Genomic DNA, 6,068 nt, shown 5'->3' with positions numbered 1-6,068 from the left:
AGACAGCCGCGGTCCTCGTCGCCGCGCTGCTCGCCGGCGGTGTCGGCGGCGGCCTCGGCTACTGGGCCGCCGACCGCGCCGGCGGCGGCACCAGCAGTGAAACCGTCAACGCGCCCGCCGGCAACGGCGCCACCGACCGCGCCCCCGAGTCCGTCGCCGGCATCGCCGCCAAGGCGCTGCCCAGCGTCGTGACCCTCCAGGTCGACGGCGGCAGCGGCCGCTCCGGCGGCGGCACCGGCACCGGCTTCGTCTTCGACAAGCAGGGCCACATCCTCACCAACAACCACGTCGTCGCCGGCGTCGAGGGCGGCGGCGCCGAACTGACCGCCGTCTTCTCCGACGGCAAGAAGTACGAGGCCGAGGTCGTCGGCCGCGCCCAGGGCTACGACGTCGCCGTCATCAAGCTCACCGACCCCGGCGACCGCAAGCTGACCCCCCTCCCGCTCGGCAAGTCCGACGACGTGGCCGTCGGCGACGCCACCATCGCCATCGGCGCCCCCTTCGGGCTCTCCGGCACCGTCACCACCGGCATCGTCAGCGCCCTCAACCGGCCCGTCGCCTCCAGCGACGGCAACCGCTCGAACGCCTCCTACATGAGCGCCCTCCAGACGGACGCCTCCATCAACCCCGGCAACTCCGGCGGACCGCTCCTCAACGACGCCGGCGCCGTCATCGGCGTCAACTCCGCCATCCAGTCCGCCAGCGACGGCCTTGGCGGCTCCGCCGGCAGCATCGGCCTGGGCTTCGCCATCCCCATCGACCAGGCCAAGCGCGTCGCCCAGACCCTGATCAAGACCGGCGAACCGGTGTACCCGATCATCGGCGCCTCCGTCGACATGCGCAGCCAGGGCGGCGGCGCCGAGATCGTCGCAGAGGCCGCCGACGGCAGCCCCTCCGTCGTCCGCGGCGGCCCCGCCGACCAGGCCGGCCTGCGCGGCGGCGACGTCATCACCAAGTTCGGCGGCACGGCGATCGACAGCGGCCCGACCCTGATCAGCAAGATCTGGACCTACGAGCCCGGCGACACCGTCGACGTCACCTACGAGCGCAACGGCCGCGCCCAGACCACCCAGGTCACCCTGGGCAAGCGCACAGGCGACGACTGACCGGCTAAGCTGTCGCCGGAGCCGCCCCGGCGGCGACCAGGAGGTGTGCCCGAGCGGCCGAAGGGAACGGTCTTGAAAACCGTCGTGAGGTAACCCCTCACCGTGGGTTCAAATCCCACCGCCTCCGCAACAACTCAGCAGAGCCGCTGCTCAGAAGGGGTGTCCCCACACCGGGGACACCCCTTCTGGCATGTGACCCTGTCTCACCTCGTACACCCGTATCCCACCGTCGACCGGCTTGTGTGGCCAACCTGTGGCCAGGAACCAGCAGCGCAGGAAAGGGACTCAAGGCCGCAGGCCGACGGCTACGCCATCGGCCCGCGTGAGAAGGAGGCGGCGCGCCTCCTTCCACCCCACGCCGCGTGAGGTCGGGAGTCGAGCCTCCGGACACTGTCCGAATGGCGGTTCAGTCCGTAGGACGACTGATCGGGACCTCGTAGACGATCTCGCAGCGGCTGGAAGGGATGACGATGTCGGCAGTCTCAACCGGTTGGCCATCGTCGCTGTAGTACGTGCGTTGGATGGCTGTCACGAGTGCGCCGCGCTGGATGCCGAGGAGGTTCGCCTCCTCGGCATCCGCCTGCCGGGGCTCCGGCTGCTCGACCGCGTGGCTGACGACGATGCCGATCTCTGCCATCCGCTCGACGACTCCGCGCCCGGCAAGCGGTCCACCCTCAGGTAGGACGACGATGGTGCCGCTGGTCAGGCTGTACGGCTCCCAACTGGTGGAGAGCATGACCGGGGTGCCGTTGCTCAGGAACTCGTACGTGGTGCGCACGCACAGGTCGCCCTCGGCGATGCCGAGCCGTTCGGCGATCTCGGCGGGCGCCGGCACCTTCGCCTCGGTGTGGTGCTCCCACATGCCGCTCCGGCCGATCGCAGCCATGTCGGCGCGGAACGGGGAGCCTCCGCGCCGCTCGCGGCTCAGAGAGCGAACCATCCGAACCTTCTCGCGCGGATGCGCCACGAACGTACCGGCGCCGGCTCGGCCTTCCAAGATGCCCTGCGAGATGAGCAGTTCCTGAGCGCGTCGGACGACGTTCTCTCCTACTCCGTACTCGGCCCCGAGAGTGCCCCGTGAGGGCAAGCGATCGCCTGGCGTCCATTCCTGCTCCTCGACGCGTTGCCGGAGTGCTTCGGCGATGCGGAGGTACGGCGGCTGGTCAGGCATGTGACAAATCTAGTTCACTAGCTCTAACCTAGTTAACTAGAAGCACGGTGAGTGACTATGTCCTGGGTGAAGGAGGTCTCGGCTGTGCCCCCATCCGCTCACGCGTCACGGGCGCGGGACATCGCGGATCGGATCGCGGCCGCAGGCTTCGAGCCACGCGTCACCCACCACGCCGACCACATCCGAATTGAGGCCGATGTGTCCGAACCGGCTCCGTCTGATCGCTGGCGGGAGCTGTTATCGGCGCTTGAACGCGCTGACCGGTTCGGCCTCGACGGCACCGCGAACGGCAGCACGGCATGGGCTGCCATCCAGACAGACGCCCCCGCAGCGGCCGACACCGCCCGAGGGCACGGCCCCCAGCTGTAGAGGAGCTGAAGGCGTGTTCGACCTTGTCCAGCGACTGACCACGTGGGGAGCCCGACGACGGGCGACCCGGGCCGGTCTCCGCCCCATTCACCGCGACGTCCTGACTCCACCGCCAAGTGCCGGGAAAACCTGGCGCATGCCCCCGACCCGAAAGCGGGCGAAGGAGACGCACCTGCTGCGGGGTGAGGACAGCGCCCTCGTGCGCCCCTACGTTCTCGCTCACGAGCGTGAGGAACGTCGGCGTGAGCAGAGCCTGTGCCGCGCGTTGCAGGAGTGCCGTTCTGCCTTCGCGAGCGGACTCGGCTCATGATCCCGTCGAAGTCGCCCGCCGCCAGGTGGTGCGCCCTTTGCGGCCGTTCCCTGGTGCCGTCGCCCCAAACGGCGGCTGGAAGCCCACTTCGCCTCGACCTGTGCCAGGCCTGCGTGGCTGCCGGGCGACCGACGCGGGGCGCCATGGAACAGGCCATCGTGATTGTCGCCGAGCAGCACTTGGAGGTCGCCGAGAAGCTGTCGCTTGGCACGGCCGACCCGGAACAGATCGCGTACCACTTCACCGCCCTCAAGCGCAGTCTGCGCAGCGTCCTCCAGCTCTTCGAGGAAATCACCGCGACCGAGGAGGCAACCGGTGGCCGTGCATGAGCGAAAGGGGCCAGGTCGGCCACCCTGCACCGATCGCCCGGAGGGGTCCGATCGCGAGGTTGTGCGCGCTACGACCGTCCGTCGGGGAGACGTCATCGCGATCGGTGGCCACGACCGGCGGATCATCGATGTCCGGACTGTGCACAACGGCCGCCAGCTCAGACTCCACACCGGAGAACTGCTGGTGATCGACCTACGCGGTGAGTATGTCGTCACCCGCGACCACCGCACGGGGGTGCCTCGATGAGCTGTCTCTACTGCTCGAAGAACTCGCCTGACTCCGTCGCGGTGGGCTTCCTGGCAGCAGCCAGCGGCGCCGGCTACACGCTCTACGCGTGCCCGGAGTGCCTGCGGTCCCGCCAGCTCCTCCGCCTGTCTGAGCACCCCGAAGAGAGCGACGGCATGCATCGGACCCGTGTGCGCGTCCCCCGAAGCGCGGAGGGCGGTAGCTGATGGCCATTCGCTACACACGTGTCGGACGAGATTCGTTCGTTGATTCGCACCGGCGAGCCTGGCGCAGGCGATCAAATCCTCCCAGAGCAGGTACCGGCGACACACTTCCGCGTCGGCCGACTGATCGGAGAGCAACACGGTCGCGGCGACTTCGTGCGCAAGTCCCGCGAGCGTGTCGAGTACGGGGAGGAGCGGTGGGCCCGGACCTCACCACCCATTGCTTCGTACGAGGTCACCGCGGGCCACGCAGGATCTCGCCGCAGCCGGACACGCCCAGCAATTCCTGGAGATGAGTGAAGGTACGCCGCTCGTCCGGTACATGGTGTCAGCCGCTGACGATGAGCGGGTCCCGTGCGGTCTCACCTCTGTGTACGTAGAGGCATAACCACTTCGCCGAGGGCGGAGTACCTGAGTTGCGGACGTTCAAGTCTCCTTGGGGCGATGACCTGCGAAAGCACTTGGTCGCGGCAGGTGTGGAGCTGGCCCGGAGCGTCGAGCGTGTCATTGCCGGCCAACTGCGATCGATGAAGCCGATCAGCTGCACGTGGCCCCGGGCAGATGGGTAGTCGACATCGAGAGAACGTCGTACAACAGCGCGGGCCAGGTCGTCTTCTCTTCACGGTTGCCTGCGTAGAACCTCTGGAGGAGCCCGTCTGGTCGGAGCGTGACCAGACGGGCTCCTGTCTGTGCTCCGCCGCCCCAGAGTCGCCCCCAAACCGCAGTGTGGTCGGCCATCGAGGTAACGAGTGACAGGGACGGCACTGTCAGTCGCCTCCTCTATGTTCCTTTCGTCGGTGCCCGATCGGAGGAGGAACGGCATGGCCGAGAAGCTGCGTCGCAACTACAGCAATGCCACCATCGCCGCGTTGATGACGCTCGCCCGAGGGGGCTGCTACGCCCCGCGATGTGGTGCGCCGACCGTGCGCTTCATCGATGGCGAGCCTGTACTGAGCTTGGAGATCGCTCACATCCGAGCGCTGAAGCCGGATGGCAAGCGCTTCGATCCGACTTGGACGGTGGAAGCGAGGAACAGCTTCGCCAACCTGATCCTCCTGTGCAATGTGCACCATAAGCGAGTCGATGGTGCGGGCGGCGAGAAGTACACCGTGGAGATTCTTCTGGCGTGGAAGCGCGAACGTGAAGCGGACGGCGGCCACGCTTTGGCGGGCCTGAGCGGTCTGACCGAGACAAGGCTCGCAGAAATGATCTGCGAAGCCCAGGAAGCATACGTCGACCGCCTGGCGCCGTTGCTGGGAGAGATTGCGAAACAGATGCCACAACTGGCGTCATTGATCAAGGTACTCAAGGATGATCTTGAACGTGCGAGTGGGCGACTACCTGGCGTTTCGGAAGACGTGGCCCTGATGATGTACCAGGCCAGCAATGGGCTCAGCCATCTTCAGGACAGCGCGCCCTGGCTGGCAGAGGCTGGCAATGACCTGATGCATCTTCAGGACAACGCACCGCTTCTGGCGGAGGCGGCCGCCGGTCTTTCCCGGCTGGTCGACCTGCCGAGCGCACTCAACGATGCGGCAGCGGAGATCAGGGGGGCGGCTGCCGCTCTGGCTGATGCGAGGTACTACCAGTGACCGAGCCGCCCGAGCGTGTTTGGTCTTGCGGCGGGCATTCGTGTCCCAGGCGTGTTCCACGGCTTCCGCGTTCTCTACTACGCCGACATGCCGATCCGGGAGGTGTCCGCGCTGACCGGGCGCAAGGAAGGGACCGTCAAGGCCGACCTGCACGCGGCCCGCGAACTGCTCCGTACCCACCTCAGGAGAAGCCTTGACCACACGGTTTGACGATGACGCGGCGGGTGCGGGCCCCGCAGCCGACGACCCCTTGGCGGTTGTTCTCCGGCCTCCGTCCGCGTACCTGGCGCCGCCGCCCGGCCGCTACGCGGAGATCCGCCGCGCGGCGTCCCGCCGCCGCGTGCTGCGTACGGCGACGGGGGTGGGGGCGGCGTGCCTGGCGGCGGCTCTGGTCGCGGTGCCGCTGTACCTCGTGAGGCCGGTCGCGCCCGCGCCCCGCTGACACCCGTGCCCGCCAACAGCCAGACGCCGCCGGAGCCGACACCGACGCCGGCTCCTTCGGAGTCGACGGCGTCGACCACCGGTCCGACGCCGTCCGCGCCGGCGGTGCCGATGACGCCTGGTGATCCTTCCGCCGCCGCGAGCGGTGAAGCGGGGGCGGTCCCCCGGACGCCCAGCGGCCCGGTGCCTACCGACCCGCGGACGGGGACGCCTCCCACACCGTCTCCGACGGCAGAGGGCGAGGGCGAGTGAGGGGTCAGGGGAGGGGGTGTTCGCGGGCGGCCAGCCAGAGGGCGTACC

General features: G+C 68.5%; 7 protein-coding genes, 1 tRNA gene and 1 pseudogene. 8 read left to right on the top strand and 1 reads right to left on the bottom strand.

Annotation, left to right across the window (positions count from 1 at the left end; genetic code table 11):
* Positions 1-1,106: S1C family serine protease (locus tag GL263_RS19500; RefSeq protein WP_182857024.1), on the top strand; the 1,106-nt coding region annotated here is incomplete at its 5' end.
* Positions 1,107-1,145: 39 nt separating this feature from the next.
* A tRNA-Ser gene (locus GL263_RS19495) sits at positions 1,146-1,233 on the top strand.
* A gap of 279 nt (positions 1,234-1,512) precedes the next feature.
* Here the strand turns inward: GL263_RS19495 and GL263_RS19490 are convergent.
* The gene (locus GL263_RS19490; protein ID WP_182857023.1) at positions 1,513-2,277 is read right to left on the bottom strand and encodes a GntR family transcriptional regulator; all 765 of its coding nucleotides are present in this window, start codon (positions 2,275-2,277) and stop codon (positions 1,513-1,515) included.
* A 505-nt stretch (positions 2,278-2,782) separates the two neighbouring features.
* Between GL263_RS19490 and GL263_RS19485 the strand changes: the two genes are divergently transcribed.
* The 6 genes and pseudogenes from GL263_RS19485 (at position 2,783) to GL263_RS28500 (ending at position 5,769) form a co-directional block, all read left to right on the top strand.
* The gene (locus tag GL263_RS19485) at positions 2,783-2,956 is read left to right on the top strand and encodes a hypothetical protein (RefSeq protein WP_182857022.1); all 174 of its coding nucleotides are present in this window, start codon (positions 2,783-2,785) and stop codon (positions 2,954-2,956) included.
* Positions 2,957-3,099: 143 nt separating this feature from the next.
* Entirely contained in the window at positions 3,100-3,285 is a 186-nt protein-coding gene (locus tag GL263_RS19480) for a hypothetical protein (RefSeq protein WP_182857025.1), read from the top strand.
* Positions 3,286-3,346: 61 nt separating this feature from the next.
* Positions 3,347-3,532: a hypothetical protein gene (locus GL263_RS19475; protein ID WP_182857021.1), complete on the top strand. Its 186-nt coding sequence runs from the start codon at positions 3,347-3,349 to the stop codon at positions 3,530-3,532.
* Positions 3,533-4,556: 1,024 nt separating this feature from the next.
* On the top strand, positions 4,557-5,327 hold the full coding sequence (locus tag GL263_RS19470; protein ID WP_182857020.1) for a hypothetical protein: 771 nt from the start codon (positions 4,557-4,559) through the stop codon (positions 5,325-5,327).
* Positions 5,328-5,360: 33 nt separating this feature from the next.
* A pseudogene (locus GL263_RS19465) lies at positions 5,361-5,537 on the top strand (sigma factor-like helix-turn-helix DNA-binding protein); the annotation flags it as partial.
* On the top strand, positions 5,521-5,769 hold the full coding sequence (locus GL263_RS28500) for a hypothetical protein (RefSeq protein ID WP_228456664.1): 249 nt from the start codon (positions 5,521-5,523) through the stop codon (positions 5,767-5,769). The pseudogene GL263_RS19465 and the gene GL263_RS28500, both read left to right, overlap by 17 nt.
* The last annotated feature ends 299 nt before the right edge of the window (positions 5,770-6,068 follow it).

The sequence above is a fragment of the Streptomyces durbertensis genome (genome assembly GCF_014156695.1).
In the GTDB taxonomy this organism is placed as follows: domain Bacteria; phylum Actinomycetota; class Actinomycetes; order Streptomycetales; family Streptomycetaceae; genus Streptomyces; species Streptomyces durbertensis.
The sequence above is the reverse complement of the archived record's forward strand: the minus strand, read 5'-3'. Positions and strand labels throughout refer to the sequence as shown.